The 25,273-nt window shown below is 38.0% G+C and carries 31 protein-coding genes; 11 read left to right on the plus strand and 20 right to left on the minus strand.

What is annotated here, in order from left to right; genetic code table 11:
- Positions 1 to 79 precede the first annotated feature (79 nt).
- Positions 80 to 460, plus strand: a complete 381-nt coding sequence (gene kapB / locus BG04_RS09810; RefSeq protein ID WP_016765806.1) for a kinase-associated lipoprotein KapB — start codon at positions 80 to 82, stop codon at positions 458 to 460.
- Positions 461 to 496: 36 nt separating this feature from the next.
- Here kapB and kapD read toward each other — a convergent pair whose 3' ends face one another.
- A complete protein-coding gene (gene kapD / locus BG04_RS09815) occupies positions 497 to 1,111 on the minus strand; it encodes a 3'-5' exonuclease KapD (RefSeq protein ID WP_013085312.1) in 615 nt (204 codons plus the stop codon).
- A gap of 348 nt (positions 1,112 to 1,459) precedes the next feature.
- Positions 1,460 to 1,843, minus strand: coding sequence for a hotdog fold thioesterase (locus tag BG04_RS09820; RefSeq protein ID WP_013085313.1), 384 nt, complete (start codon positions 1,841 to 1,843; stop codon positions 1,460 to 1,462).
- A 106-nt stretch (positions 1,844 to 1,949) separates the two neighbouring features.
- Here BG04_RS09820 and BG04_RS09825 point away from each other — a divergent pair, with 106 nt between their 5' ends.
- The 3 genes from BG04_RS09825 to BG04_RS09835 all read left to right on the plus strand — a co-directional run bounded on the left by BG04_RS09825 (position 1,950) and on the right by BG04_RS09835 (position 3,339).
- On the plus strand, positions 1,950 to 2,318 hold the full coding sequence (locus BG04_RS09825) for a YuzC family spore coat inner layer protein (RefSeq protein ID WP_016765807.1): 369 nt from the start codon (positions 1,950 to 1,952) through the stop codon (positions 2,316 to 2,318).
- A 176-nt stretch (positions 2,319 to 2,494) separates the two neighbouring features.
- A complete protein-coding gene (locus BG04_RS09830) occupies positions 2,495 to 3,031 on the plus strand; it encodes an HD domain-containing protein (RefSeq protein WP_016765808.1) in 537 nt (178 codons plus the stop codon).
- 116 nt (positions 3,032 to 3,147) lie between these two features.
- Entirely contained in the window at positions 3,148 to 3,339 is a 192-nt protein-coding gene (locus BG04_RS09835; RefSeq protein WP_016765809.1) for a hypothetical protein, read from the plus strand.
- Between the two features lie 50 nt (positions 3,340 to 3,389).
- On the opposite strand, the gene BG04_RS09840 is transcribed toward BG04_RS09835, so the two are convergent.
- Together BG04_RS09840 and BG04_RS09845 are read right to left on the minus strand one after the other, a co-directional pair.
- The gene (locus tag BG04_RS09840; RefSeq protein ID WP_016765810.1) at positions 3,390 to 4,709 is read right to left on the minus strand and encodes a Na+/H+ antiporter family protein; all 1,320 of its coding nucleotides are present in this window, start codon (positions 4,707 to 4,709) and stop codon (positions 3,390 to 3,392) included.
- Between the two features lie 267 nt (positions 4,710 to 4,976).
- On the minus strand, positions 4,977 to 6,470 hold the full coding sequence (locus BG04_RS09845) for a leucyl aminopeptidase (RefSeq protein WP_034648527.1): 1,494 nt from the start codon (positions 6,468 to 6,470) through the stop codon (positions 4,977 to 4,979).
- A gap of 245 nt (positions 6,471 to 6,715) precedes the next feature.
- On the opposite strand from BG04_RS09845, the gene BG04_RS09850 reads away from it, so the two are divergent.
- Positions 6,716 to 7,192, plus strand: coding sequence for a divergent PAP2 family protein (locus tag BG04_RS09850; protein WP_034648525.1), 477 nt, complete (start codon positions 6,716 to 6,718; stop codon positions 7,190 to 7,192).
- Between the two features lie 42 nt (positions 7,193 to 7,234).
- Here the strand turns inward: BG04_RS09850 and BG04_RS09855 are convergent, their stop codons facing one another.
- The 3 genes from BG04_RS09855 to BG04_RS09865 form a co-directional block, all read right to left on the minus strand.
- Positions 7,235 to 7,882, minus strand: a complete 648-nt coding sequence (locus tag BG04_RS09855) for a 3D domain-containing protein (RefSeq protein WP_013085320.1) — start codon at positions 7,880 to 7,882, stop codon at positions 7,235 to 7,237.
- Between the two features lie 81 nt (positions 7,883 to 7,963).
- On the minus strand, positions 7,964 to 8,287 hold the full coding sequence (locus tag BG04_RS09860) for a YuiB family protein (RefSeq protein ID WP_034648521.1): 324 nt from the start codon (positions 8,285 to 8,287) through the stop codon (positions 7,964 to 7,966).
- Between the two features lie 122 nt (positions 8,288 to 8,409).
- Positions 8,410 to 9,624, minus strand: coding sequence for an NAD(P)/FAD-dependent oxidoreductase (locus tag BG04_RS09865; RefSeq protein ID WP_034648519.1), 1,215 nt, complete (start codon positions 9,622 to 9,624; stop codon positions 8,410 to 8,412).
- A 492-nt stretch (positions 9,625 to 10,116) separates the two neighbouring features.
- Between BG04_RS09865 and BG04_RS09870 the strand changes: the two genes are divergently transcribed.
- Positions 10,117 to 11,109 carry an NAD(P)/FAD-dependent oxidoreductase gene (locus BG04_RS09870; RefSeq protein ID WP_013085323.1) on the plus strand — a complete coding sequence of 331 codons (993 nt, stop codon included), beginning with the start codon at positions 10,117 to 10,119 and terminating at the stop codon, positions 11,107 to 11,109.
- 27 nt (positions 11,110 to 11,136) lie between these two features.
- On the opposite strand, the gene BG04_RS09875 is transcribed toward BG04_RS09870, so the two are convergent.
- The 4 genes from BG04_RS09875 to BG04_RS09890 form a co-directional block, all read right to left on the minus strand.
- Positions 11,137 to 11,655 carry a hypothetical protein gene (locus BG04_RS09875; protein WP_034648517.1) on the minus strand — a complete coding sequence of 173 codons (519 nt, stop codon included), beginning with the start codon at positions 11,653 to 11,655 and terminating at the stop codon, positions 11,137 to 11,139.
- 149 nt (positions 11,656 to 11,804) lie between these two features.
- A complete protein-coding gene (locus tag BG04_RS09880; protein ID WP_013059620.1) occupies positions 11,805 to 12,170 on the minus strand; it encodes a HesB/IscA family protein in 366 nt (121 codons plus the stop codon).
- Between the two features lie 75 nt (positions 12,171 to 12,245).
- Positions 12,246 to 13,100, minus strand: coding sequence for a diaminopimelate epimerase (gene dapF / locus BG04_RS09885; protein WP_026106717.1), 855 nt, complete (start codon positions 13,098 to 13,100; stop codon positions 12,246 to 12,248).
- Positions 13,101 to 13,402: 302 nt separating this feature from the next.
- Positions 13,403 to 13,642, minus strand: a complete 240-nt coding sequence (locus BG04_RS09890; RefSeq protein ID WP_026106718.1) for a YuzB family protein — start codon at positions 13,640 to 13,642, stop codon at positions 13,403 to 13,405.
- A 382-nt stretch (positions 13,643 to 14,024) separates the two neighbouring features.
- Between BG04_RS09890 and BG04_RS09895 the strand changes: the two genes are divergently transcribed.
- Positions 14,025 to 15,089 (plus strand): NAD(P)/FAD-dependent oxidoreductase, encoded by a 1,065-nt coding sequence (locus tag BG04_RS09895; RefSeq protein ID WP_013085326.1) that lies wholly within the window; start codon positions 14,025 to 14,027, stop codon positions 15,087 to 15,089.
- 43 nt (positions 15,090 to 15,132) lie between these two features.
- Here the strand turns inward: BG04_RS09895 and BG04_RS09900 are convergent, their stop codons facing one another.
- Entirely contained in the window at positions 15,133 to 15,459 is a 327-nt protein-coding gene (locus BG04_RS09900; protein ID WP_034648510.1) for a YuzD family protein, read from the minus strand.
- Positions 15,460 to 15,652: 193 nt separating this feature from the next.
- Between BG04_RS09900 and BG04_RS09905 the strand changes: the two genes are divergently transcribed.
- Positions 15,653 to 15,883 (plus strand): NifU family protein, encoded by a 231-nt coding sequence (locus BG04_RS09905; RefSeq protein ID WP_013059625.1) that lies wholly within the window; start codon positions 15,653 to 15,655, stop codon positions 15,881 to 15,883.
- An 89-nt stretch (positions 15,884 to 15,972) separates the two neighbouring features.
- Here BG04_RS09905 and thrB read toward each other — a convergent pair whose 3' ends face one another.
- The 5 genes from thrB to yutH all read right to left on the minus strand — a co-directional run bounded on the left by thrB (position 15,973) and on the right by yutH (position 21,592).
- Positions 15,973 to 16,887: a homoserine kinase gene (gene thrB / locus BG04_RS09910; protein WP_013085327.1), complete on the minus strand. Its 915-nt coding sequence runs from the start codon at positions 16,885 to 16,887 to the stop codon at positions 15,973 to 15,975.
- Positions 16,881 to 17,942, minus strand: a complete 1,062-nt coding sequence (gene thrC / locus BG04_RS09915; protein WP_026106720.1) for a threonine synthase — start codon at positions 17,940 to 17,942, stop codon at positions 16,881 to 16,883. The genes thrB and thrC overlap by 7 nt, the downstream gene beginning before the upstream one ends.
- Positions 17,942 to 19,243 carry a homoserine dehydrogenase gene (locus tag BG04_RS09920; RefSeq protein ID WP_013059628.1) on the minus strand — a complete coding sequence of 434 codons (1,302 nt, stop codon included), beginning with the start codon at positions 19,241 to 19,243 and terminating at the stop codon, positions 17,942 to 17,944. Before BG04_RS09920 ends, thrC begins: the two co-directional genes overlap by 1 nt.
- 240 nt (positions 19,244 to 19,483) lie before the next feature.
- Positions 19,484 to 20,473, minus strand: a complete 990-nt coding sequence (locus tag BG04_RS09925) for a 2-hydroxyacid dehydrogenase (protein WP_034648505.1) — start codon at positions 20,471 to 20,473, stop codon at positions 19,484 to 19,486.
- Between the two features lie 117 nt (positions 20,474 to 20,590).
- Positions 20,591 to 21,592 carry a spore coat putative kinase YutH gene (gene yutH, locus BG04_RS09930; RefSeq protein WP_034648503.1) on the minus strand — a complete coding sequence of 334 codons (1,002 nt, stop codon included), beginning with the start codon at positions 21,590 to 21,592 and terminating at the stop codon, positions 20,591 to 20,593.
- A 176-nt stretch (positions 21,593 to 21,768) separates the two neighbouring features.
- Here yutH and BG04_RS09935 point away from each other — a divergent pair, with 176 nt between their 5' ends.
- The gene (locus BG04_RS09935) at positions 21,769 to 22,269 is read left to right on the plus strand and encodes a phosphatidylglycerophosphatase A family protein (protein ID WP_013059631.1); all 501 of its coding nucleotides are present in this window, start codon (positions 21,769 to 21,771) and stop codon (positions 22,267 to 22,269) included.
- A 37-nt stretch (positions 22,270 to 22,306) separates the two neighbouring features.
- On the opposite strand, the gene BG04_RS09940 is transcribed toward BG04_RS09935, so the two are convergent.
- Both BG04_RS09940 and BG04_RS09945 read right to left on the minus strand, forming a co-directional pair.
- On the minus strand, positions 22,307 to 23,077 hold the full coding sequence (locus BG04_RS09940) for a TIGR01457 family HAD-type hydrolase (RefSeq protein ID WP_013059632.1): 771 nt from the start codon (positions 23,075 to 23,077) through the stop codon (positions 22,307 to 22,309).
- 76 nt (positions 23,078 to 23,153) lie between these two features.
- Entirely contained in the window at positions 23,154 to 23,591 is a 438-nt protein-coding gene (locus BG04_RS09945) for a DUF86 domain-containing protein (RefSeq protein WP_013085332.1), read from the minus strand.
- A 162-nt stretch (positions 23,592 to 23,753) separates the two neighbouring features.
- On the opposite strand from BG04_RS09945, the gene BG04_RS09950 reads away from it, so the two are divergent.
- Entirely contained in the window at positions 23,754 to 24,020 is a 267-nt protein-coding gene (locus tag BG04_RS09950) for a DUF3055 domain-containing protein (protein WP_013059634.1), read from the plus strand.
- 48 nt (positions 24,021 to 24,068) lie between these two features.
- Here the strand turns inward: BG04_RS09950 and BG04_RS09955 are convergent, their stop codons facing one another.
- The gene (locus BG04_RS09955; RefSeq protein ID WP_034648500.1) at positions 24,069 to 24,344 is read right to left on the minus strand and encodes a YutD family protein; all 276 of its coding nucleotides are present in this window, start codon (positions 24,342 to 24,344) and stop codon (positions 24,069 to 24,071) included.
- Between the two features lie 196 nt (positions 24,345 to 24,540).
- Here BG04_RS09955 and BG04_RS09960 point away from each other — a divergent pair, with 196 nt between their 5' ends.
- A complete protein-coding gene (locus tag BG04_RS09960; RefSeq protein ID WP_034648498.1) occupies positions 24,541 to 25,182 on the plus strand; it encodes a YhcN/YlaJ family sporulation lipoprotein in 642 nt (213 codons plus the stop codon).
- The last annotated feature ends 91 nt before the right edge of the window (positions 25,183 to 25,273 follow it).

Below are 25,273 nucleotides of genomic sequence, written 5' to 3' on the forward strand. Positions count from 1 at the left end.
CATCCTTTCATAGAAACGGTAGTGGGTTTTGATTTATACTGTTTATAATAAACACTTTACTTAAAGGAGATCTGGCAATATGACATTTACAATTGGTCAAACCGTTACGGCACTTTATAAAACCGGGAAATACATCGGTGAAATTACACAAGTTCGAGATCTGCATTATGTTGTACGAATTCAAGCTGTGTTGAAGCACCCAGAACAAGGTGACTTACATAATCCTGGACAAGTGGACGTACCTTTTTTTCACGAGCGAAAAGCACTTGCTTTTCGAGAGCAGGCAAACATTCCTCAAAAAATGGTTCATCTCTATGAAGACAGCGTTCCTGATTATAAGCATTCACTAAAAAAAGCCCTTGAATTAAAGATAGCTGAACAACAAGGCAAAGATAGCGCTTTTGCTCAAGCAAGTATTTCCTGTTTAGAAGAGTTAAAAAAAGAGTACGGTATTCATTAAGCAAAAAGCCAAATTCACATAGAAGTGATTTGGCTTTTATAATGCAAATTTATTTAATACTTTTGAAAAATCGATTCGATCTCCTATGGTCGTTGGCTCCGGCTTTTGAAGGTACCTCTTATCTTTTTCTACAAGCTTAAAGATGTTGAGTGTAGTCATCGCATCATCAAGCGCGCAGTGGTGCTTTCCAGTTCCTTCTTTACCATACTCTTGCACAGCTTTCCAAAGGCCGGTTTGATTTTGATCTCCAAAAAAGCGCTTATACTCCATCGAAAGATCAATTTCTTTACCTGTAAAAGGAAAAGGCACCTTATTTTTTTGACAGCACTGCCTTAATACTTTCATATCCATGTTCCCCCATGTAATAATCGTGCTGTTTTTATACATGCCCAGTCGCTGTACAAGCTGCTCTAGCGTAATTCCTTCATTTACTTGATTTTGTTCGATATGGAGAAATGATTTACAGCGCTCAGTTAATTTTGTAAAGTGTGTAGGCTGTACGTAAGAGGAGAAACGATCAATGATTTCTTGATTTTTAACAAACACCAAACCAACTTCAATGATTTCCGGAAAAAAGCCTTTTGGAAAACCTTTATACTCTGGCATTGTAAATTCAAAATCAATGAATAAATACTGAGAGTTCTTATCCAATATTATCACCCCTTTGTAAAATAAACCGCCCTACTATATTAATGCTATTATAGCACGATTGAACAATCGGAAGGTCTATTTTCTGTTCTTATTTTTAATATTATGAATATTCTAGTTGCTGAATAAAAAGAATACTTTACTACTACTATATTCTAGAGCATGTCTCTATGCGCAGGGTAACTGTCACGAATAGACATAATTTCGCTTCTTTTTTTTACCTATTTTTTCACTTTTTTATGTATCCGCTCTTCCCAATTCTCTTTAAGCTCTCACATCAGTGTGTGAGGCGGCTCCCTCCCGACTCCAAAAGCATACCTCACACCTTTTTAGACTAAGCCTTTCTTATATTTAAGCTTTAGGCAGAATAGCAAGCGTGCATCGGGATATACAGATTAAATTCTCTTCTTCATCTTGAATTTTCACTTCCCAAACCGCTGTTTTTTTTCCTTTATGTAAAGGAACGCCTATAGCTGTAACGATTCCGTCTTTTTTCCCTTTGATATGATTGGCATTAATCTCTAAACCCACGCAGATTTCTTTTTCGATATCTACACTTTTAATAGCACCTAGACTAGCCACAGTTTCGGCTAACGCCACCGATGCTCCTCCGTGCAAAAGCCCGAATGGCTGACGCGTTCGCTCATCAACAGGCATCGTCGCTTCCACTCTCTGTTCACTTGCGCTAATAATCTCAATTCCTAATGCTTCTAACAGCGTATCTTTTGTTTTCATATCCATACCTCCCTTTGTATCTAGTATACAATAACGGTTTTGCTACAACATATACGAACCCTCTACATATACATAATAAAAATCCGTTTTTTAGGAGGATTCTTATATGAAACCATTTGCTCCCTTGTCTTACTATTGGCCATCGTACTACATGCCTCACCCTTATACATACAGGGTACCTAGCTTACCTGAGGCGGACATAGCGACTTTCCAGCAATCTCTTAAAGTGATTCCCTCTACCATGCAAAGCGCCACCATATTTATTCAAAGAGCTAATACTTCGCCAGCTTTAATAAAAAAAATAAAAGCTGCTGCTCAAGAATCTAAAATGAGTGAAGTAAAAAGACTCATTCTTTCAACGGGCGTTAAGGCAAAAATTGATGTTTTTTATACGCCAGACTATATTAAAATTACGTTTATTCATCCCGATAACCAATTTAACTGCTGTCACGTTTCGTTAAATATTAAATGGTAAAACACAAGGAAAAAAGTCTTATTTTCTTTTAAAAAAGATGTACATGTTGTTTTGTTTCGAATATTATAATATATGCCATTTTTGGATGTAAAAACAAATTACACGATAATTGTATTTAGGAAATAAATATGATATTGTATTTGGAAATATATTTTTTCTTTAGGAGGGATGACATGATGAGACATGTTACACTAGTAGAAATTTTCACGCATCCTATCGCTCAAAAATATTTAACTCGATCTGGCGTTGCGCATGCTGTATCCGTCGCCTATCATGCTTTTCGTCTATCTGTCCAGCATAATGTAAACCCCGATTTAGCTACAAAAGCAGCGTTGCTTCATGATATTGGCCACTACGAATGGTACACAAATGGTCAGTGGGATTATGAGAAGTATCGTCAAAATGATATTCACGCTATTAAAGGTGCTGAACGTGCACATAAATTACTCATTCGTTTAGGTGAGGAACCTCAGGCAGCAAAAGAAATTGCCTTAGCTATTTTACTACACACAGACTCATATTTACCTGAAGGAACCATTCAACAACGCCCTCTTCAAAAAGTAGTCAAACTAGCTGATGAAGCTGATGAAGAGCCAGGCGGCAAACACCATTACCGTGAAATGGAATATAATTTGGCTGTAAAGAAAATTAAGGAGCTTGATAAGAAAGTGCTTGAAATTCTACATTCCAACCAATTTAAACAGTTAGGCTGACAGGATTAACTCCTTTCATAAGAGTTAATCCTTTTTATTATTTCTCCTCATAATTCCCTGCAAATTACTCATACTACTTATTGATTCTCATTTTTGGTTAGTTAGGAGGAAGAAGAATGTCTAAAAACGCTAGAGGTTACGTGCAGGATTCTTGTACGTCATTAAATCAGGCAAAAGCAAGCCTTGAACAAGCTCTTCAAACAGTAGAGAAAGATTCAAATCGTGAACGTATTGAGCAATCTCTTCAGGCTGTAGAGCAAGCATTAGGAACTTGTGACAGCACTGCTTCTACTCTTTCTCAAGCATGAAAAAAAGCAGCCGGTTTTGATCGGCTGCTTTTTTCATTATAGACCTCTATTTACAAGATAACCGAGGCAATCCATCCAAAAATAATGAGTGGAATGTTATAGTGAAGAAAAGTTGGTACACACGTATCCCAAATATGATCATGCTGACGATCGACTGCTAATCCAGATGTGGGTCCAAGCGTACTGTCGGAAGCTGGTGAACCAGCGTCTCCAAGCGCTCCTGCTGTACCAACAATACAAATCGTCGCTATTGGACTCATACCAAGTTCTAAGCAAAGAGGAACAAAAATCGTCGCGATAATTGGAATGGTAGAGAAAGAAGAACCAATGCCCATTGTGACTAAAAGCCCGATGACAAGCATAAGAAATGCCCCCAGCATTTGGTTTCCGCCAATAAGAGCAACAGAATCTTTTACAAGCGCTTCTACATCTCCAGTTTCTTGAAGAACTTTTGCAAAACCAGAGGCTGACAGCATAACGAATCCAATGAAAGCCATCATTCTCATTCCGTTTGTTAATACTGGATCTGCTTCACTCCACTTCAAAGCTCCGCTGAAGTAAAGTACAACAATTCCTGCCAGCGCTCCAAAAATCATAGAATCCACTAAGAGCTGCACAGTTAAAGCTGCTACAATCGCAACCAAAGCTATAATAATGCCTCTTGTTGTATAACCTGTACTCTCTTCTGCACCTTGATCAATGTCAATGTCTTCATACCGACGTGGTTTGCGGTATGAAATAAAAACAGCAAACAATAAGCCCGCTATCATTCCTAAAGCTGGCAGAGCCATCGCTGCGGTAATATCTCCTTTATCAATCGTTAGTCCACTTTCTTTGATGTTAGTAAATAAAATATCGTGATAAATCTTACCGAATCCTGCGGGCAAATACATATAAGGTGTAACCAGTCCAAACGTAATAACGGTTGCGACTAATCGGCGATCGATTTTTAACTGATTAAATACTTTTAATAGAGGTGGAATTAAAAGCGGAATAAATGCAATGTGAACCGGAATAACGTTTTGAGAAAAACATGAAATAATAAGGATGATCAATAAGATCAGTACTTTTGACAGTGACTTCTTTTTCGTTTCTCCTTCTTTCCCTACTATTTTTAACGCTAGTTGAACAACGGCATCAGGCAGCCCTGTCCGCGAAACAGCCATTGCAAATCCTCCAAGCAAAGCATAGCTTAATGCAACAGAAGCACTGTTTCCAAGACCATCTGTATATATACTTACTGTATCTGTGAGGCTGATACCGCCAACAAGTCCTCCAATTAACGCTCCGACTGCTAAAGAAAAGACAACGTTGATACGCAATAAGCTCAAAATCAGCATCACGAGCACAGCTATTAATACTGCATTCATTTTGAAACCTCCATTTTTCTTTTTACTTTATCTCATTAAAACATTAGAGAGATAAACAACATATTCATTATATTAGGTATAGAAAAAAAGTCAATCGTCTTACTAAATAAACGTTTGTTTAACTTCTCTACACCCTTAACGATATAAGGATTTTTCTAAATAATCTTTTCTTACTAAAAAGAAAAAACATTATGTAAACATATTAAAAAAGAAGCATCATCGATGCTTCTTTTTACGTTTCTTTCTATCCCTGCTATACTTTTTTCATTAATTGGCTTCAAATGAACAAACCATTGCAGCTAGTGTTCGCACCATCACGCCTGTTGCACCTGAAGGTCCTAACTCATGAGAAGCAGCGGATGTTGCAGTTCCAGCAATATCCAAGTGAACCCATGGTGTTTGCTCTGCAAACTCACCAATAAAGGTTCCTGCCATAATTGCGTGCCCCTCTCGTCCAGGAGAGTTATTTAAATCTGCTACCTTACTTCCCCGAACACGCTTTTTGTCTCGTTCTGTAATAGGCAGCTCCCAAATCGGTTCGCCTGTCTCAATGCTCGCTTTTTCTATTTTCTGCAATAAAGCAGAATCATTCGTCATTGCCCCCGTTGTATGTGTACCAAGAGCTACAATTACACCACCCGTTAATGTCGCCACGTCTACTAAATAATTTGCTCCGTGGTGTTTGGCATAGGAGATACCATCAGCTAACGCTAAACGCCCTTCAGCATCTGTATTCAGTACTTCTATTGTCTTTCCATTCATTGCTGTAATTACGTCATCTGGCTTAAAAGCACGTGCGCTAATAACGTTGTCAGTTGATGGAATGACAGCTACTACGTTTTGATGAGGTTTTAATTCTCCAATCGCTTCCATTGCACCAAGAACAGATGCAGCTCCGCCCATATCTGTTTTCATACCTACAATCCCGTCTTTAGATTTAATAGAGTAACCACCTGTGTCAAAGGTAATCCCTTTTCCTACTAACCCAATAACGTCCTCCCATTTTTCTTTTCCTTGATATTTCAGCACAATCATTTTAGGAGGCTCTGCGGAACCTTGATTAACTGCTAACAGTGCGCCCATTCCCAATGTTTCCATCTCTTCTTTTTCTAAAATTTCATATTCAAAACCATATGTATGTGCCATTTCTACTGCATAATTAGCTAAATCTGTAGCCGTTAGCATATTGCTTGGTAAGTTAACAAGGGTGCGCGCTGAGTTTGTTGCTTTTCCATACGTATATCCAACCAAAGCAGATTGTACAACGTCTTTATAAAAAGAAAACAGTTGAATTTTCTCCAGCTGCTTATCAGGTTCGTTTGATTTCTTTTTGTAGTTTTCAAACTCGTACATAGCAAGCTGTTGAGCTTCTCCTAATAAAGCTGCAGTTTCTTGCTCTGGCCACGCTCCTGTATCAAATGTAGGAAGGGCGACCGATGCGTTTGAAATCTTCGCTTCTTTTAACTTTTTAAATAACAGCCCAAAGCTCTCTTTGAGCCCATTTTTAGTTAACGCTTGCTTTCGTCCGAGCCCTACAAAATAAAGACGTTTTGCTCCTAATTTTCCTAGTGTATGAATCGTTGATATACGTTTTTCTTGTACACGTATATCCCCTTCTTTAATCAAATGAATCAGCTGTCCACCTAAAGCTTCATCAATTTCTTTTAGAAGGCCTTCAAACTGTTGGTTTTGATTAAATAACCCAATTACGAGCGCTTCTGTTTGATGATCAACACCAAATGTTTCTACATGCGAAAACATAAAATTCCTCCCTTTTACGTATAGAGATTTTATTTTTATTTATCATCTGCTTTGTTTAATCTATTCTGCAAGTGGAATATATATCATATTCACCACTGTTTTCATCTATATACATATGATAGCAGAAATACAATTTTTAATCACAGTTCAAAAACCTTAGTTTCACACATATACTTTCATCTACCGCTTTTTTCATCATATGGGTTTAGCTTTTCAGACATTTTAAGTTGAGGGAGGACGTCTCAATGGAGTTATTCTCAAATTTTCCACTTTGGAGTTCATTAATCGCTATTTTCTTTGCTCAATTTATTAAGATTCCCCTTTCTTTTGTAGCTACTAAGAAAATAGACGGCAGCTTATTTTTTAGTACGGGAGGTATGCCAAGCTCTCACTCCGCAGCAGTAACTTCCTTAGCCACTGCCATTGGGCTAGCAGAAGGTCTTAAATCCCCTATTTTTGCTCTCTCCGCTATTTTTGCCATTATTGTCATGTTCGATGCTAAAGGAGTAAGAAGACACGCAGGAGAGCAAGCAACGGTTTTAAATCGTTTAGTTGAAGACTTTCAGCGCGCGGTAAAAGAGGCAAAGCTGTGGACGACCAATGAAGAAGACGAAAAACAAGTGAAGCTAAAAGAGCTGCTTGGACATAAGCCTATCGAAGTTTTCTTTGGAGCCTTAACAGGGATAGCAGTTGCTTTTGTAACGTATTATATATGGCCATAAAACATAAGAAAACACATGAAGAGTTCTTCATGTGTTTCTCGTTTATTTTACCTGCTGGCGAAAAACCTGCATCGACTTCTTTTCATTCAGCATCGTTAACTCTTCTTCAGTTAAGCGGCCGTCCCCTGATTTCACTACATAGACGTTTAATTCTTTTTTACCCCATATGTTGTACACATCGGAAACAGTCTCAAAATATAAATCAAGATGATTGCCTTTAATAGCCCCACCTTTATCTGCTACCACTCCATAGCCATAGCCCGGAATAAACAAGATCGTGCCGATTGGAAATATGGTTAAATCAGCAGCGATGGTTGAATACAAGTCACGTTTTACTTTAACGCCCGAATATGTAATACCGTACCCTGGATGATTGGGATTTTTCCCAGTTGATTCGTAACCAGCTGTGTAACCCGTAGCTAATACATTCTTCGTTGGATAACGCGACCAATCAAATGCTTCTTCAATCGTCAGACGCTCTTTGTCATTGCTAGCCGCTTCAGCTCTTAGTGGTTTTAGAAATGATGGCAAGAGCCTTTCATTCATTAGAGGATGCCCTGTACTGTTTATAAAAGGCATATATTTGATGACTGTGGTTATTGGGACGCCAGTAATTGCTTCATATGTTGTAAACAGCGCTCCGACCAGTAGTAGGCACATAATGAATCGCTTTGCTATTTTTCCAATCATTGTGATTTCCACAACTCCTCTCACGAATCTATTTGTTTCCAACATAAAAACAAATTATTCGTTTGCGAGAAGAATTTACATTTAAAACATTTGGTACCCTCTTGTTCGTAAAGATTTAATGGTAATGCCTGAAGCTAGTACACCTATAAAACCAGCCATTAAAATCGCAATGTCAGCTGTGGCTAAAGATAGCACTTTTGTCCCTAGCTGCTGAAAGGAGTGAGCGGGATGTTGAATGTAATCAACCGCTCTTACATCATCAATAATAAAAATAAAAATCACGGGATAAATAATGGCCATAATCCAAGACATGCGAAGCAGCATATTCAATAAGAAACCGATTCCAAAAAACAAAACAAAAAACAACAAGATGGAGATAATTAGTACAGGCACACTCATTTCCATTGCTTTTCGCCTCCGTTATTCTTTATACTCTCAGTTTACTTAAGAGTAATGAAGGCGTCAATCACAGAAAAGTAAGTTAATACCAAAAAAGCAAAAGGCTTAAAGACCTTTTGCTTTTTGTTTTAAAAGAAATTAAATTTTCCTTTTTTCAATACAAGACCTGCTCCGCCTTGAAGGAAAAGCGAGCGATTATCAACAACTTTTTTCATAAAAGATGCGCTTGAACCAAATAGTTTCCGACCGTATACAACGCCAATTGCGTCATCATGCCCTAACGAACATACCGTTCCTTTAATATCTGGTTTGAACTCGCTTAATTCTTTTTGACCTTTCATCAAACGGCTAATATTTTCAGCGCAGGTACCGCCTTGCTGCATAGCAATTTGAGCTGTTGGCGGATAAGGACGTTCTGTTTCAGGGTTAATCATTAGTGAACAATCTCCAATAACAAACACATCTTCATGCCCTGGTGCCAGCAAGCTATTGCTTACTTTTACACGTCCGCGCATGTTCTCAAATCCAGCTTTTTCAATCACATGACTGCCTCGAACACCCGCAGCCCATACAACTGTTGCTGATTTGATTTCTTCTACTTGGTCATCTTTTGATACAACAATTCCTTCTTCTGTACACTCTTTAATCGCTGTTCCGATCTTGAACTCGATTCCTTTTCGTTCTAGTTGTGTTACCGCATATTCTACAAGTTCTGGATCAAAACCTGGCAAAGCCGTAGGCGCTGCTTCTACACAAATAACGCGTACTTTTTCACGCGGAATATCAAACTCTTTGCAAAGTTGAGGGACTCGATTTGCTAATTCTCCCACAAATTCAATGCCGGTAAAGCCAGCACCCCCAACAATAATGGTCAGAAGTTCGTCTCTTTTTTCCACTTCATTGTTGTACGTCGCAAACACATAATCAATATGCTCACGAATTTGACGTGCTGCATTAATGCTCGTAATGGTAAATGCATGTTCTTTTAAACCTTTAATTCCGAAAGTTTCTGCTTCATACCCTAAAGCAACAACTAAATAATCGTACGTTAGCTCACTGTTTTCAAGAAGAACACGCTTTTCATCTAACTTAATATCTACGACCGTGTCTTTGATAAATCTAACCTTATTTGTGTTAATTAAATTTTTAACAGGAACACGAGAGCGATCTTGATGAATTGTACCTGCTGATACTTCATGAAGCCATGTCGTTTCGTAATGGTAATCGTTTTTATTTACCAAAACAATTTCCGCATCACTAGCACCTAGCTTCTTTTGTAAATTAACAATGGTCATAATGCCGCCATACCCGGCACCCAAAATGACGATTTTAGGCTTTTTCATAGGAATGTCATCCACCTTTTTTAGTTATAGTCACAAGTATGTCTTACAAATATAATGATAAGAGCAATTTTATTTAGTTTGCTTTTTTATGTTAGTTTGAGCAAGAACGATCATCGCTATCCATTTATTATTCACATAAAAAAACAATGTGAATCACTTCACGTTCTTTTTTTAAAAAATACATTTTTTCTTTTTTAAAAAAATGTAAGCGTAAGTCCTAGCTTGATTTACACAAACATCTTATGCTTTTTTAATCGGTTTTTCAACCCTTCACTTTGTATTTACAAGCTTTTTAATTTTCAATTACTTTCCTGTATACCCAGTTTTATATTTGACCAAAACGCGTGTTTATGTTAATGATTACAAATACTGCTCTTTAAGTTGAGAAAGTTTCTCAAACATTCCAGCGTGTTTTAATGATATTTTATAATTTACTATGCTATCATAAAGTAGAATATGCATTGGCACAGAACAATCTAGAGGTGATTATAAATGAAAGAAGATAAACAAGTATATGATATTACCATCATCGGAGGCGGGCCTACAGGCTTATTTACAGCATTTTATGGCGGTATGCGTCAAGCGAGCGTAAAAATTATTGAAAGCTTACCACAGCTTGGTGGACAGCTTTCTGCTTTATATCCTGAAAAATATATCTATGACGTAGCTGGTTTTCCAAAAGTACGCGCTCAAGAATTAGTCAATAACCTAAAAGAGCAAATGGATCAATTTAAACCTGCAGTTGCACTAGAGCAAGCCGTAGAAAAGGTAGAAAAACAAGCGGACGGCGTATTTCGATTAACTACTAATTCTGAAGTTCACTATTCAAAAACAATTATTATTACGGCTGGAAACGGTGCATTTAAGCCCCGTAAAATCGAGCTAGAAAACGCAGAACAGTTCGAGCAAACGAACCTTCATTATTTTGTGGATGATATGAATAAATTCAAAGGCCGCAAAGTATTAGTATGCGGGGGCGGGGATTCTGCTGTAGACTGGTCTCTTATGTTAGAGCCGATCGCAGAAAAAGTAACGTTAACGCATCGCCGAGACAAGTTCCGCGCTCATGAACACAGCGTAGAAAACTTGCATAATTCATCAGTTGATATTAAAACACCGTATGTACCGGTTGAATTTGTTGGAGATGACCGTATTACACAAGTTGTGTTAGAAAACACAAAAGGTGAAGAAAAGACAGTAGTAGACGTAGATGATGTTATTGTAAACTTTGGATTTGTTTCTTCTCTAGGTCCAATTAAAGAATGGGACTTAGATTTAGAAAAAAATGCAATTGTTGTTAACTCAAAGCAAGAAACAAACATTCCTGGCATCTATGCAGCAGGTGATGTCTGCACATATGATGGAAAAGTAAAACTCATCGTGGCAGGATTTGGCGAAGGTCCCACTGCCGTTAATAACGCTAAAGCATACATTGATCCAAAGGCTCGCTTACAGCCTATGCACAGTACGTCAATGTTCTCATAAAAAAAGCAGGCTCTCGCCTGCTTTTTTTCATTGCTGGATTGGTGTAACCATTCGATGAATGATTTCACTCATCATTTCCGCATCACTGCTTATTAAACAGATTTCATAAAAGGAATGGTTTCCTTCTTGACTAGTTACGCTCATCCTGTAGGTCTTCAAACCTTCGAGCTTGCTTAAATATTTTACTACCTCTGATTGACCGGCAATACGTTCAATCAGCAGAATATGCTCTCCTTCAACTGCTCCGTAGCTTTCAGCCAGAGATGCGTTAACATTTTCATAATAGCGAATGTAAGGTTCAGAATGGTTAAGAGGCGCAGAGGACGAGTTTTGATGACAGGCTTCACCTGAGGAAAAAGGCAAATGCTGAACAAATAAATGCGATTCACTAAAATGAATACTTTTTACATCCTTAGACTCCATTTTGCTACTTTCAAGTTTTAACCAGTTTATAAACCCCTTCCATAGAATAGGCAGGGTATTTTTTTTGCGAAAACTTCCGTAACCTCCTACTTGTTCCGCGTCGTAACGAGGCGCATCTATCAAATCCGTTCATCTCCTCTTTTTTATTGAGTATAAAAAAGACTGATTATTCAGTCAACATATTTGACAGATGATGTAACATACAAAAATTTCTCACTAAAAAAGCTTTCTTCACCAGATGATGTGAAGAAAGCTTCTTGATAAAAATATATTTAGCACTCTTCAGGAGCACCTGCGTTGCTTGCTGTACGGAAAGAAGAGCCGCAGCCGCATGCTGCAATGGCGTTTGGGTTATCAATTGTAAACCCTCCGCCTAGCATAGATTGCTTGTAATCAATTTTTACATCTTTTAAAATTGGAGCACTTTCGCTATCTACAAGAATCTTAATGCCATGTTGTTCAAACAGCGTATCGTTTTCATTTACTTCGTGAGCAAACCCCATGCCGTAAGAAAGACCTGAACAGCCTCCTCCATTTACATTAACACGTAAATAAGCATTTTCCTCTTCATGTTCTTTCATCATATCTTTTATTTGAAAGCTTGCAGCTTCTGTAATTGTTAGGATATCCTGACTCATTTTTAAACAGACCTCCTTTTTTGTTTAGTATACGACGAAATGTCTGCGACGACAAATCGTCTGCTTCTTCATTTTTTAATAATAATACGCGCCGTCACAAATCACATTGGCTGGACCTGTCATTAATACATTGCCTTTATTTTGCCAAACAATCGTTAAATCTCCTCCAGCGAGGTGTACGACAGTAGGAACATCTTTTTTCGTCTTCTCATTTAATACAGACGAAACAACAGCAGCACATGCTCCGGTTCCACATGCTTGAGTGATACCCGAACCTCTTTCCCATACACGAAAATTCAGCTCTCTTTCGTTCACTACCTCGACAAATTCAACGTTCACTCCTTCTGGAAAACGCGAATCTTTTTCAACCACAGGCCCTAATGTAGTAAGAGGCGCTTGTTCAATATTATTTACGTAAAAGACAACGTGAGGATTTCCCATTGATACAGCCGTCCCTTTTAACCGTTCTTTTCCAAATTCCATCTCTTCATTAACGACTTGGTCTTGGCTTGCTCCCGTCATTGGAATTTGTTCTCTAGCTAAAATAGGTGCTCCCATATCGATTGTCACTTCTGGAACTTCATTTCCCTGCGGATGCACCGTTGCTTCTACAACTCCAGAAAGCGTTTCGATAAAAAATCTTTCGCTTGTTACTAAATTATGTTCATATGCATATTTAGCTACACATCTTAAACCGTTTCCGCAGTTTTTTGCTTCCGAGCCGTCATTATTAAATACGCGCATTTTCACATCTGCACGTTCAGATGGACAAATAAGAATCATTCCATCCGATCCAATTCCCGTATGAACATTTGAGACTTTTACAGCAAGCGGTGCTAACTCTTGCTCTTCTATATGTTCTTCAAACATATTTACGTAGATATAGTTGTTGCCAAGTGCATGCATTTTTGTAAACTGAAATTTTTTCATATTATCACCCATTATTTTTTTATGTAGCTCTAGTATAAAGTGATTCTCTTTTGTACACAATAATATCATCCCCCGTTTTTTTAGCTCCTTAATCATAAAGATTAAGGGGTTTTTTATTTTGTCCTCCTTTGGAGTATTAAAAAACTAAAGAAGCATTATGATTGCAAAGAGGATGGTTAAAACGCAGATATTTGCGCAAAATCGCATAAAAAAGCACGGCAAGACTAGCCGTGCTTACATCATCTATTCTATTAGCCTCATGTCCCTCTCCTGATAAAAAGAGATACGACAGCGGGGATAGTTTAAAACATTGGATTTTCTTCTAAATGAATGTAAATATTATCCACTAACTGTTCAGGTGTTTCCGCTGTAACAATCTCTCCGTTTACCAAGGCAAATAAAGATTGTGAACATTTCCCGCAATAACCTAAACATCCGTATTCAATGATATCTAGATTTGGATCTTTTTCAAGCTTTGCTAAAGCTCCTTGAGAACCACTGGCTAAATTACTAACGCAAAATTCAATAATTGGCTGTATCACGTTTTTCACCTCTCTACTATTAGTTTATCCTATCTCCTTTCATTTTCAACGTCAACTTTGGAAATTCACGTTCATGTTGCGTACGCTTTTTAGTTTCACAGACTTTTTCAAAAAAACGTATAAATAAAGCTTTATTACAGGGATAGCTTTAAATTATGTTGAAACATATTGTGGTTTTTTATTAATTTAGTTATACTTTTATGTATAGAAAACCAAACGAGGTTATATTAAATTATTATTTAAGTAAAATATGTTATCTTATATGGCCTTTCATATCTTTTTGGCAACCATCCTTATTAACGGTAATTTGTACTCTCCTATTCTCAAAAGCAAGAATAATAGAGAGAAAACAAAAATGCATGAAGCTAAAGGGGAAATTCACATGAAGAACCTTGTCATACTGGGCGGCGGATACGGTGGTATGCGCGTTTTGCAGCGCCTTTTTCCGAATCAATTGCCTAACGATGTAGAAGTAACGCTTATTGACAAAGCACCTTATCACTCACTAAAAACTGAATTCTATGCACTTGCAGCTGGAACAATTTCTGATCAGCATGTTCGTGTTGCTTTTCCTGAACACCCTCGCTTAAAGATTCGCTACGGCTGTGTAAAACGCATAGACCTAAAAGAGAAATGTGTCTATGTGGATGATCAAATGATCGCTTATGATGACCTGATTGTAGGACTTGGATGCGAAGATAAATATCATGGAGTTCCCGGAGCTCTTGAGCATACATACAGCATTCAATCCATTGATGCTTCACGAGCAACTTATCAGACATTAAACAACTTGCCAGCCCACGCTACTGTTTCAATTGTAGGAGCTGGGTTAAGCGGAGTAGAACTAGCAAGCGAGCTAAGAGAAAGCCGCCCCGATTTAAAAATCATCTTATTTGACCGCGGTAAATTAATTTTGTCTGCTTTCCCAGAACGTTTAAGTAACTACGTTCAAACTTGGTTTACTTCAAACGGTGTTGAAATCGTAAATAGTGCTAATATTACAAAAGTAGAACCGAACATTCTTTATAATCATGATGAGCCCATTCAAAGCGATGCAATCGTGTGGACAGCAGGTATCCAGCCAAATAAAGTGGTACGCGATTTAGACGTAGAAAAAGACCCTCAAGGACGCGTCGTCTTAACGAAATACCATAACTTGCCTGACGACGAAAATGTCTACATTTTAGGTGATTGTGCAAGCCTACCGCATGCACCAAGCGCTCAGCTGGCAGAAGGTCAGGCTGAACAAATCGTGCAAGTACTTCTTCACCGCTGGAAAGGCGAAGCGCTTCCGGATGAATTGCCAACTATTAAATTAAAAGGCATACTTGGTTCATTAGGCAAAAAGCATGGATTTGGCTTAGTTGCCGAACGTCCAATTACAGGACGCGTAGCTCGATTATTAAAATCAGGTATTCTTTGGATGTATAAACACCATAGTGGATAAAATAAAAGCCGTTAGATGACTGACAATCTAACGGCTTTTTTCATTATAATGCGCAGAAACCATACTTCTCCATTTCCTCAAATACGCGCTTTAATTTCGGGTTGCCTTCCCCAACAATTTCTCCGTTAATGACCACTACAGGATAGAATAAATCTTCTTCAATCACACGCTTGGCAAAAGCTGCTTTTTCCGGATCCGTATGCGGCTCGTTTATATCTACATACGTGATAGCAAACGGCTGATTCGGATATTTACGAGAAATAGCTGCCTCTAGCCAATCATAGGTGTCTTTTGAAGACGGCAGGTTAACGCAGCTTGCACAAACAATTTCAGCTCCATAAATACACACTTCTACCTCAGTTGATTGCATAGCACATCCCCCTTGAATCTTTACATTCAAACTGTACGATTATTCAGACTTTTACTTCATTATGAATACTATTTTACACAAAACTGATTCATTGCACATCTTTTTCTTTTAAGGTAACATTACGATGTATACTCCGATAGATTTTTCATGAAAGACCGTTTATAATAAGAGTAGAAGAAAGGAGTCGATAGTTATGTCAGAAATGCACGAGCAAGTTCAAGAAGTATTGGAAAAACTTCGTCCGTTTTTACTTCGCGACGGTGGAGACTGTGAGCTAGTAGACGTAGAGGATGGTATTGTAAAGTTACGTCTTTTAGGCGCTTGCGGAAGCTGCCCAAGTTCAACAATAACGCTAAAAGCTGGTATCGAACGTGCCCTTTTAGAAGAAGTACCTGGTGTAGTCGAAGTAGAACAAGTATTCTAATCTCTTTGATTTTATTATAAAAGCAACCTCCCATTTTATTGGGGCTTGCGAATGAAAAATCCTCATTCAAATGAATGAGGATTTTTTTATTAACTCGTTGTGACTTCAGCTTCTACAAATACACCTTTGCGATCAATTTGTAAAACATCTATTTCGCAGTTCGGCAGTAAAGCATACATATGTTCAGCAATCGCTTTTCCTTTTCCTTTTGGTGCTAAACATAATACACTCGGACCGGCTCCGCTTAATGACACACCGTATGCGCCGAGAGCTTTTGCTTCTTTTCGCACAAGAGAAAGCTCTGGCACGAGTCTCATACGATAAGGTTCGTGATATAAATCTTTCTCCATAAATTCGCCTACCAGAGGTAAATCTTTATTTAAAAGGGCTGCTACTAGCATGTTCCCGATTGCCCCAGCTTCTACTGCGTGGCGATAATTAATATCGGAAGGCAGCACATCACGAGCATCGGTTGTTTTTAATTCATATTCTGGAATAGCCATCACGATATCGACATCAAATTCAGGTATTTGAGCAATATATGTTTCATTTTCATGATGGTAACCAACAACGATGCCGCCGTAAATAGAGGGGCTGACGTTATCAGGATGCCCTTCCATTAAGCTGCTGATGCGAAGCTTTTCTCTTTTTGATAAACGCAAGTCACACAGTACATTGGCCAGCTCGATTCCAGCTACGATAGCCGATGCGCTGCTTCCAAGTCCCCTTGCTAATGGAATGTTGCTCCAAACAGAGACCTTCGCACTTGGAAGATCAATGTTAAATTGACGAGCCACGTCTTGTGCCACTTCATACATTAAGTTATCTGTACCTGTAGGAATACTTTGCACTTCTTTCGTTTCAGGGATAAAAATCCATTCCTCATGACACTCTACTGTTAATCTTAAGTAGCGAGATAAAGCCACTCCAATGGAATCAAATCCTGGCCCTAAATTAGCAGAGCTAGCTGGGACCGTAATGACAAAACGCTCATTTTCTAGCATGAAGCAACGACACCTTGGATATACTCAAATACCTTTTCTTCATCATTTGGTAAAACCACTGGCTTTACATTATGAGCATCGATTGCTACGTTTGGATCTTTTAATCCGTTACCTGTTAGTACAGCTACAACCGTTGAACCTTTTGCAATTTTACCAGAAGCTACATCTTTAAACACACCAGCTATTGAAGCGCAAGAACCTGGCTCTGCAAATACACCTTCTTTGCGTGCAATTGTACGATATGCTTCTAAGATTTGTTCATCTGTTACTTCATCAATTTTTCCGTTTGATTCTTTTGCTGCGTTTACAGCATAATCCCAGCTTGCTGGATTTCCGATTCGAATAGCCGTTGCAATTGTTTCTGGATTTTCGATAACTTGATTACGCACGATCGCCGCCGCACCTTCTGCTTCAAACCCGTGCATGTGAGGAAGAGACGTTTGGTGACGCTCACTGTATTCTTTGAAGCCTTTCCAGTAAGCTGTAATATTCCCTGCATTCCCCACTGGGATAGCTAAAACGTCAGGCGCTTTTCCAAGCTGTTCACAAATCTCGAAAGAAGCTGTTTTTTGCCCTTCAATACGGTATGGGTTTACAGAGTTTACAAGTGCAACCGGTGATGTTTCACTCAGCTTACGAACCATAGAAAGTGCTTGGTCAAAGTTTCCTTCAATTGCTACAATTTCTGCACCATACATAACAGCTTGAGCTAATTTCCCCATCGCAATTTTTCCATTTGGAATAACAACGATACAGCGCATGCCAGCGCGTGATGCATAAGCTGCTGCAGCTGCGGATGTGTTACCTGTAGATGCACAAATAACCGTATTGCTTCCTTCTTCTTTTGCTTTTGCTACAGCCATTACCATTCCGCGGTCTTTAAATGACCCCGTTGGATTTAACCCTTCTACTTTCACATGTAGATCAATGCCTAGCTCTTTTGATAACTGAGCAAGATGAATTAAAGGCGTATTTCCTTCATGTAATGTAAGCATAGGTGTTTTCTCTGTTACAGGTAAAAATTCTTTATATTCAGCTAATAGACCTTTCCACATCATACTGTGCCAACTCCCTCTACGCGGTAACTGCTTTTTACATTTTCTACAATTGGTAAATCCCGAAGCTGCTGAAGGATTTCCTCATAATCTTTTTGAGATGTTTTGTGTGTAACTACAACAATCTCAGCTAATTCGCTTCCTTTCACAGGAAGTTGGATAATTTTTTCGAAGCTCACGCCACGCTCTGAAAATAGCGTTGTTAATTTTGCAAATGCTCCAACCTGATCTTTAACATGAATACGTAAGAAATGCTTCGAGAACATTTCATCTTCTGCTTTTAACTGTTTCGGATACTGAGGTGTTACCGCACTTTTACCATTCACACCTAAACGCATGTTTTTCATAACACCTACTAAATCGGATACGACAGCAGTGGCCGTTGGCAGGCTTCCCGCCCCCGGTCCATAGAACATAGTTTCTCCAACAGCTTCTCCGTATACATATACAGCGTTATACTCATCGCTTACTGAAGCAAGAGGATGTGTATCTGCTAAAAGAGTTGGTTGAACACTAACTTCTACATTGTCACCGTCACGATGTGCATATCCAATCAGTTTCATCGTATAGCCTAGTTGTTTACTATATTGCAAGTCTTCTTCCGTTACTTCTGTAATACCTTGAACACGAACATCATCCAAGTCAATTTTCATTGAAAATCCTAATGTAGCCAAGATTGCCATTTTACGAGCAGCATCTAAACCACCTACGTCAGAAGTTGGATCCGCTTCAGCATATCCTAAATCCTGAGCTTCTTTTAACACTTCATCATAGGCGCTTCCTTCTTTTGTCATTTTCGTTAAAATGAAGTTTGTTGTCCCATTTACAATTCCCATCATCTTCGTAATACGATCAGATGCTAACCCATCTGCTAATCCACGAAGGATTGGAATACCGCCAGCTACACTTGCTTCATAAAATAAATCACAATTATTTTCAGAAGCTACTGTTAACAATTCTGAGCCGTAAACCGCCATTAAATCTTTGTTTGCCGTTACAACATGCTTTTTATTACGAAGAGCTGTTAAGATATAATCTCTTGTTTCTTCAACGCCACCCATTACTTCAATGACAACGTCAATCTCCGCGTTATGTAAAACGTCTTCAACATTCGTTGTTAATTTATCTTCACTGATCTCCACGTCACGTTTCTTATCAATATCTTTAACTACTACTTTTTTAACTTCTACAGGACACCCGACTTGATGACTTAATTTATCCTGATGATTTTCAATAATTTTGACTACTCCGCTTCCTACCGTTCCTAATCCTAATAATCCTACTGAAATACTTTTTGTCATATTCCTCACCTCTGTGTTCTTTCTACGTATACATTTGTTCTCTTATAGAGGACATTATAGACCTTATTTTTCTTTTTTACAAGGTTTACTTGCCATCTTTTCTCGTAAACTTGTTAAAAAAATTGGTATATAAAGATAAATGTAAATTTTTAAAATATTTCATTTTATTATCATAACATGGCTACTCCTGTTTTTTAATAAAAAAAGGACAATTTCACCGAAATGAAATTGCCTTTTTTATTATGATTTTTTCGCAAACGCTTCTTTATTTACAATTGTAATAGGAGACTCGTTTGTGAGCACTGCTTTAATGTTTTTTACGCATAAAGAAATCATTTCCGTGCGCGTTTCGATACTCGCACTGCCGATATGAGGAAGAGCTACAACATTAGGCAATTGAAGAAGAGGGTGAGAAGCAGAAACAGGCTCTTGATCGAATACATCCAAGCCAGCTCCAGCAATTTCACCGGATTGAACCGCATGTAACAATGCTTGTTCATCAACCACTGCTCCTCTTGAAGCATTAATAAAAATTGCAGTTGTTTTCATCTGTTCAAATGCTTCAGCATTAAATAAATGTTTGGTTTCGTCCGTTAATGGTGTCAAACAAACAATAAAATCAGATCGTTCAAGCAGCTCATTTAACTCACAGTAAACTGCATCGAGCTTTTGTTCTGCTTGAAGGTTGCGGCTTCGGTTGTGGTACAGAATTTCCATATCAAAACCTGTAGCACGTTTCGCAAGCGTCTCTCCAATTTTCCCCATTCCAACAATACCTAATGTTTTATGATGAATATCTCTACCCGCTAACAAAAATGGACTCCAGCTTTTCCACTGATTTTCTTTCACATATCCAGCAGCTTCTACTAAACGTCTAGCTACACTCATTAATAAACCAAACGTTAAATCCGCTGTTGTATCAGATAAAACATCGGGGGTATTAGAAACGATAATTCCTCGTTCAGTTGCCGCTTCTACATCAATATTATCGAATCCGACCGCCAAGTTAGCTACAAGCTTTAAATGAGGAGCTTGCGTAAGCAATTCACCGTCAATAAGATCTGAAAGCATTGTTAATAGAGCATGTGCGTGCTTAGCTTTTTCACAAAGCAGCTCATGAGGGACTGCCTCATCTTCTTTATCCCACATTTCTACATTCGCTACTGCCTTTAAAGGTTCGATTAATTCATTCGGTATTTTTCTCGTAATAAATACAAACGGCTTGTCCATATGTACGCCACCTCTTTATCCTTTTTAAACTGCATGCATAAAAACAAAATAGAAAAACAGGTTTGGATTATCCAACACCTATTTTTCTATTTTATCATATTCTATAGTAATCGCTTTTTAATGAATCCATGTTAATTCAGGAATGTGATAACGAGACGTTGAAATACCCACCGACTGGTAAAAGCGCTTCAGAAAAGCTTCGTAGTGAGAAGAATGAGCTAATACTCCTTCCAGCTTCTCATAATACTTTTGTTTTTGCCTCTCATCTTGTACACTGTAATACCCTTCAATGACCTCAAAATAATGAACGGGAAAAAGAAGTCTAGCATATAACAGTCTCCATGAAAAAGAAGAAAGCGGATTTACCTTTTCGTATTCACTTAAAAACTGATGCATGTGCCTTTCATCGACAGCGTATGTTAATAAATATTGTTCCCTTATATATTCAGCAATATCTCTGCTAGGGTGATCGAAAACCCAGTCTGCCGGGAGCTTGTAAACGTGGTCTTCCCCCCATGTTTTTTGCCCGAACCGATGATGACAAATCGTCGCAGCGTCAACTGAACGAGGCAAATCGTCAATTTCCGTGTCTACTAGGTATTGAATAGCATTTTCCGTTAATCCTAGGTAATAAGGAAAAGTTTCTAAAAAACGTTTTTCCATCTCTTGATTAGGCAAAGCACGTAATCTTCCATACCAAAATTGCTCCATCTGGTCGAGACGCTTCTCCCACATGGACTTCCATTGCCCTAGCCGGTTTGCTTTTTCCACTTCATAAGGAAACAGTCTCCCTTTTTGATGAAAAACAGCTAGCTCGTGCCCAGGTGAAAAGTTGGGGTTTTTCTCTTCCGCAAGACAGCGGCAAATGATAAATTTTTCAGTTTCAGTTTCTGTAATCATTTCACCATTCAAATTAGGCATAAATGTTGCCACATGGCGATCACCTTGGCCCATCAAAAATTGACTCATTTGATATAGTTCATTTAACTCGTCTTGTTCCATTTGTTTTACATTAATGATTGTATATAAAATATCTCGATACTGAAAACCTTCAAATTTACCTACGGGCATAAATTCATTTGGACGTAATCCGTAATGCTCATAAATGGTTTGTATCATTTTAATCCCTCTCTTCATTCATTCAAGAAATTATATGATGGAAAACAACATTACTTGTCATAATATTTACGGAGGAATGAATAGATTAGAAATACACCATTTATAGTTATTTACTCCGGGTTAGTAGTATGAAACAACTTTAGACTTAAAAATATATAGAAAACAGGTGATGATACTTGGAGAAAAAACATACACAAAGTGAGTTAGAAAAAAAAGCAAGAGAATGGTTAATAGAACGCGGCGTGGCTCTTACAGACATTGCTGAACTGGTCTATTACTTGCAAAAAAAGTATCACCCAAACTTAACAATCGAAGACTGTTTATATAATGTTGAGCGCGTCATTTCTAAACGAGAAGTTCAAAATGCTATTTTAACCGGTATTCAACTAGATGTCCTCACGGAAAAAAAAGTGATTGAGCCGCCTCTGTTGGATATTCTTGAGAAAGACGAAGGTTTATACGGTATCGACGAGATTTTAGCATTATCGATTGTAAATGTGTACGGATCAATCGGCTTTACCAATTACGGGTATATTGATAAACAAAAGCCGGGTATTTTAGAAAGATTAAACGATAAATCTACTGGAGAGTGCCATACTTTCTTAGATGATTTAGTAGGCGCAATTGCTGCCGCTGCTTCTAGCCGGTTAGCGCATCGGGCTGCCAGTCAAGAATAGGTTTTAAAAACAAAAAAAGCTGTCAATTGACAGCTTTTTAAATTCGCTCCATCCACTCTTTTAGTGAATCTACTGTATAAGTTGGCTTTTTCTCATATCCTTCTAGTAACTCTCTTGTTGTTACCCCTGTATGGACTAATAATGTATCTAAGCCTGCATTCATCCCTGCTAAAATATCTGTATCATAGTAATCACCAATCATGATTGTTTCTTCTTTTGGCGTACCGATGACTTCAAGGGCTTGCTCCATAATAATACTTTCTGGTTTACCAATAAATACTGGATTTGTTTGAGTAGAAACCGTAATAACGGACGTAATAGATCCATTACCAGGCAGTAAGCCTCTTTCAGTAGGAATCGCAATATCTCCGTTCGTTGAAACAAAAAAGGCGCCGTTTCGAACGTTTAAACATGCTTTTGCCAATTTTTCATATGTAATTTCCTGATCCAAACCAACAACTACAAAATCCGTATCTTCCTCTTCAATGGTAAATCCTTTTTCAAGCAATGCATGTCGGATTCCTTCTCCACCAATTACATAAGCTGAAGCGTTTGCTTTGCGTTCATGCAAATAATTAGCTGTTGCCTGACTCGTTGTAAAAACTTGCTCTTCTGTTGCAGGAATGCCAAATGCCTCTAGCTTTTCAGCTACTTTATCGGGCGTTTTTGTTGAGTTGTTTGTTACAAATAAATAAGGAATTCCTTTTTCCTTTAATTTAATAACAAAATCACGTGCCTCGGCAATTAGCTCTGTTCCTTTGTACATTGTTCCATCTAAATCAATCAAATATCCTTTATATTCCTTCATGTTATGTGTGATCTCCTTTCAAGTCTCATACTTGAAATCATAGCTTATTTTTTATACAACTACAACTTGCTTGCCTTTAGTTACGAAAAGCAGACACAGGCCCTAACTCTGTCTCTAGATATGTCCTTACGCGCTCTGAAAATGCTGCCAGTACGTCTTTATGCTGCATCACTTTTTGATAAATATCCTGATGATTAACATCCACATATTCTTGAACAAGGCTTTTACGCAATTGAACGATCTCTTTTAATGGCGTTTCTTCCTCTTTTTTAACCACTTTCTCATCAACTAAAATGTCAATAATATCGTCGTAACTGCCGGGATCTCTCATAATAAATCCATCAATCATTGCATTTCCTACATCTAAAACGTTTTCAATTAAAAGATGTACAATTCTCTCTAATGCCTTTTTCTCTATTTCTGTGTTCCAGCTCGAATGCTCAGCAAACAAACGAACGTGCTCATCAAAAAAAACAAGCGTGGCTTCTATTTTTTCACGATCTACAAAGTACATATTATTTCCTCCCTAGTTGTCAGCTCTCTATAAATCTTTTTTCATAAACAAACGGGGTTCCTGTTCTATTTTATCATGACCCATTATCCATTTGATAAATTCATTTTTGTTTTTGACCTTATTTGATATGATACAAATACAACCTATGAAAGGAGTATACCTATGAGCGAACGCTTTTATCTATATGACGATGTCGTATCTACAAAGACCCGTTTTGTCAGCTTTATGGGCGAAAATCAACGATTTGATTTAGCTATTATCCAAACCGACCGTTATTATGGCAAACAAGTTGTTCTTGATATTCAAGGAGGACGCTTTGCCATCATTGGACAAGATGACCTTGAAGAACCAAACTATCTTGAAGAAGTATTTAAATTAAACAGTGAAGACGGTCAGGAACTTCGCGAATTTTTATATGAAATCATCTAAAAAAAAAGGCAGCGTGAAGGACAATTAGTGTCTTCGGCTTGCCTTTTTTTACTTATGGACTTTTTTTAAGACAAAATACGCACAGCCAAAATTACAATATTCATGTAAATAGTCTTGAAGCGTACTAATCTTCGTATCATACGTTGCCTTTTGATTCCGGTCATCAAAAAAGCCTTGCAGTCGAAGCTGATTGTATCCCCAATCTCCCACAATATAGTCATAGCGGCTCAACACGTCAATAAAGCGACCTCTAAACGCCTCTTCATTAAATGCTTCGCGCTCATCTTTTAATACTTCATAACAAATATTATTGATACAGACCATTGCTCACACCTCTTCTCTTAAAATTTACCATACCATAATTATGATGATGAAACCATCAATTAACATGAAATTTTTCACGTATAAGCAGCACTCTAATCCTGTAGGAGTTTTATCGGTATACCTACTGATCTTTTATGCTCCCCATGAGGGTTCGCCGGTTTACCTGGCGTACGATATTTAACTACAGGAGGTGGAAATGGTGAAGAAATCTATTCTTGGAATCGCTTTGATAACAAGTATTTTAACCATTGGCTGTCAAAATAAAAATACAGCTGAAAATGAAAATTTATCACCAAACAACCCAGATGCCATTAATGTAAACGAGCCTAATCATTATTATAATCCAAATAATAATAGCGGCACAAATTATGGATATGTCCGATACACTAAAAACACAAATGAACAAAATTCCAATATGAACCAAGTAGGAACATTTAATCGAGAAGAAGCAGCCGACAATATTAGTAAACTGAGCACCGCTATCCCAAATATTAAACAAGCCGCTACGCTAGTAACGGATAAAGATGTGCTTGTTGCTTATAAAACAGATGCTAAAAATAGGAATAACGCAGCCGATCAGGTAAAACGTACAGCTATGTCTGTAGTCCCTCGTTATTATCATGTATACGTCTCAGATAATCCGAAACATATGGACCAAATCGAAAATATCAGTGAATTGAATACACAAACAAATGATGCTAGAAAACGAATCGATGCCGTTATTCAACAAATGCTAAAATCTCCCCAAGGGCGTAAAATGAACGGCGGAGAAGATGCAAATGGAAGAGAGAAAAACGAATTGAATGAACCGATGACGGACAAAGATATGGTAGAATAAACAAAAAAGTTGAGACGTAACTAAAAGAATGTAATCGAAAGACGAAGAAATGAGACACATGAGCTGAACCGCTTGTGACACCGCAGTTGAT

It is taken from the genome of Priestia megaterium NBRC 15308 = ATCC 14581, from assembly GCF_000832985.1.
In the GTDB taxonomy this organism is placed as follows: domain Bacteria; phylum Bacillota; class Bacilli; order Bacillales; family Bacillaceae_H; genus Priestia; species Priestia megaterium.

Excerpts from the sequence above, each read along its gene's own strand:
- dapF (WP_026106717.1), bottom strand. The coding sequence starts at position 13,100 with ATGAAAAAATTTCAGTTTACAAAAATGCATGCACTTGGCAACAACTAT.
- BG04_RS09830 (WP_016765808.1), top strand. The coding sequence starts at position 2,495 with ATGAGACATGTTACACTAGTAGAAATTTTCACGCATCCTATCGCTCAA.
- BG04_RS09880 (WP_013059620.1), bottom strand. The coding sequence starts at position 12,170 with ATGAGTCAGGATATCCTAACAATTACAGAAGCTGCAAGCTTTCAAATA.
- BG04_RS09955 (WP_034648500.1), bottom strand. The coding sequence starts at position 24,344 with ATGGTCTGTATCAATAATATTTGTTATGAAGTATTAAAAGATGAGCGC.
- kapB (WP_016765806.1), top strand. The coding sequence starts at position 80 with ATGACATTTACAATTGGTCAAACCGTTACGGCACTTTATAAAACCGGG.
- BG04_RS09945 (WP_013085332.1), bottom strand. The coding sequence starts at position 23,591 with ATGTACTTTGTAGATCGTGAAAAAATAGAAGCCACGCTTGTTTTTTTT.
- BG04_RS09825 (WP_016765807.1), top strand. The coding sequence starts at position 1,950 with ATGAAACCATTTGCTCCCTTGTCTTACTATTGGCCATCGTACTACATG.
- thrC (WP_026106720.1), bottom strand. The coding sequence starts at position 17,942 with ATGTGGAAAGGTCTATTAGCTGAATATAAAGAATTTTTACCTGTAACA.
- BG04_RS09835 (WP_016765809.1), top strand. The coding sequence starts at position 3,148 with ATGTCTAAAAACGCTAGAGGTTACGTGCAGGATTCTTGTACGTCATTA.
- yutH (WP_034648503.1), bottom strand. The coding sequence starts at position 21,592 with ATGATACAAACCATTTATGAGCATTACGGATTACGTCCAAATGAATTT.
- BG04_RS09860 (WP_034648521.1), bottom strand. The coding sequence starts at position 8,287 with ATGGAAATGAGTGTGCCTGTACTAATTATCTCCATCTTGTTGTTTTTT.
- BG04_RS09895 (WP_013085326.1), top strand. The coding sequence starts at position 14,025 with ATGAAGAACCTTGTCATACTGGGCGGCGGATACGGTGGTATGCGCGTT.
- BG04_RS09870 (WP_013085323.1), top strand. The coding sequence starts at position 10,117 with ATGAAAGAAGATAAACAAGTATATGATATTACCATCATCGGAGGCGGG.
- BG04_RS09905 (WP_013059625.1), top strand. The coding sequence starts at position 15,653 with ATGTCAGAAATGCACGAGCAAGTTCAAGAAGTATTGGAAAAACTTCGT.
- BG04_RS09920 (WP_013059628.1), bottom strand. The coding sequence starts at position 19,243 with ATGACAAAAAGTATTTCAGTAGGATTATTAGGATTAGGAACGGTAGGA.
- BG04_RS09925 (WP_034648505.1), bottom strand. The coding sequence starts at position 20,473 with ATGGACAAGCCGTTTGTATTTATTACGAGAAAAATACCGAATGAATTA.
- BG04_RS09900 (WP_034648510.1), bottom strand. The coding sequence starts at position 15,459 with ATGCAATCAACTGAGGTAGAAGTGTGTATTTATGGAGCTGAAATTGTT.
- BG04_RS09845 (WP_034648527.1), bottom strand. The coding sequence starts at position 6,470 with ATGTTTTCGCATGTAGAAACATTTGGTGTTGATCATCAAACAGAAGCG.
- BG04_RS09865 (WP_034648519.1), bottom strand. The coding sequence starts at position 9,624 with ATGAAAAAGCCTAAAATCGTCATTTTGGGTGCCGGGTATGGCGGCATT.
- BG04_RS09960 (WP_034648498.1), top strand. The coding sequence starts at position 24,541 with ATGGTGAAGAAATCTATTCTTGGAATCGCTTTGATAACAAGTATTTTA.
- BG04_RS09940 (WP_013059632.1), bottom strand. The coding sequence starts at position 23,077 with ATGAAGGAATATAAAGGATATTTGATTGATTTAGATGGAACAATGTAC.
- BG04_RS09850 (WP_034648525.1), top strand. The coding sequence starts at position 6,716 with ATGGAGTTATTCTCAAATTTTCCACTTTGGAGTTCATTAATCGCTATT.
- BG04_RS09840 (WP_016765810.1), bottom strand. The coding sequence starts at position 4,709 with ATGAATGCAGTATTAATAGCTGTGCTCGTGATGCTGATTTTGAGCTTA.
- BG04_RS09820 (WP_013085313.1), bottom strand. The coding sequence starts at position 1,843 with ATGAAAACAAAAGATACGCTGTTAGAAGCATTAGGAATTGAGATTATT.
- BG04_RS09950 (WP_013059634.1), top strand. The coding sequence starts at position 23,754 with ATGAGCGAACGCTTTTATCTATATGACGATGTCGTATCTACAAAGACC.
- BG04_RS09855 (WP_013085320.1), bottom strand. The coding sequence starts at position 7,882 with ATGATTGGAAAAATAGCAAAGCGATTCATTATGTGCCTACTACTGGTC.
- thrB (WP_013085327.1), bottom strand. The coding sequence starts at position 16,887 with ATGCTAGAAAATGAGCGTTTTGTCATTACGGTCCCAGCTAGCTCTGCT.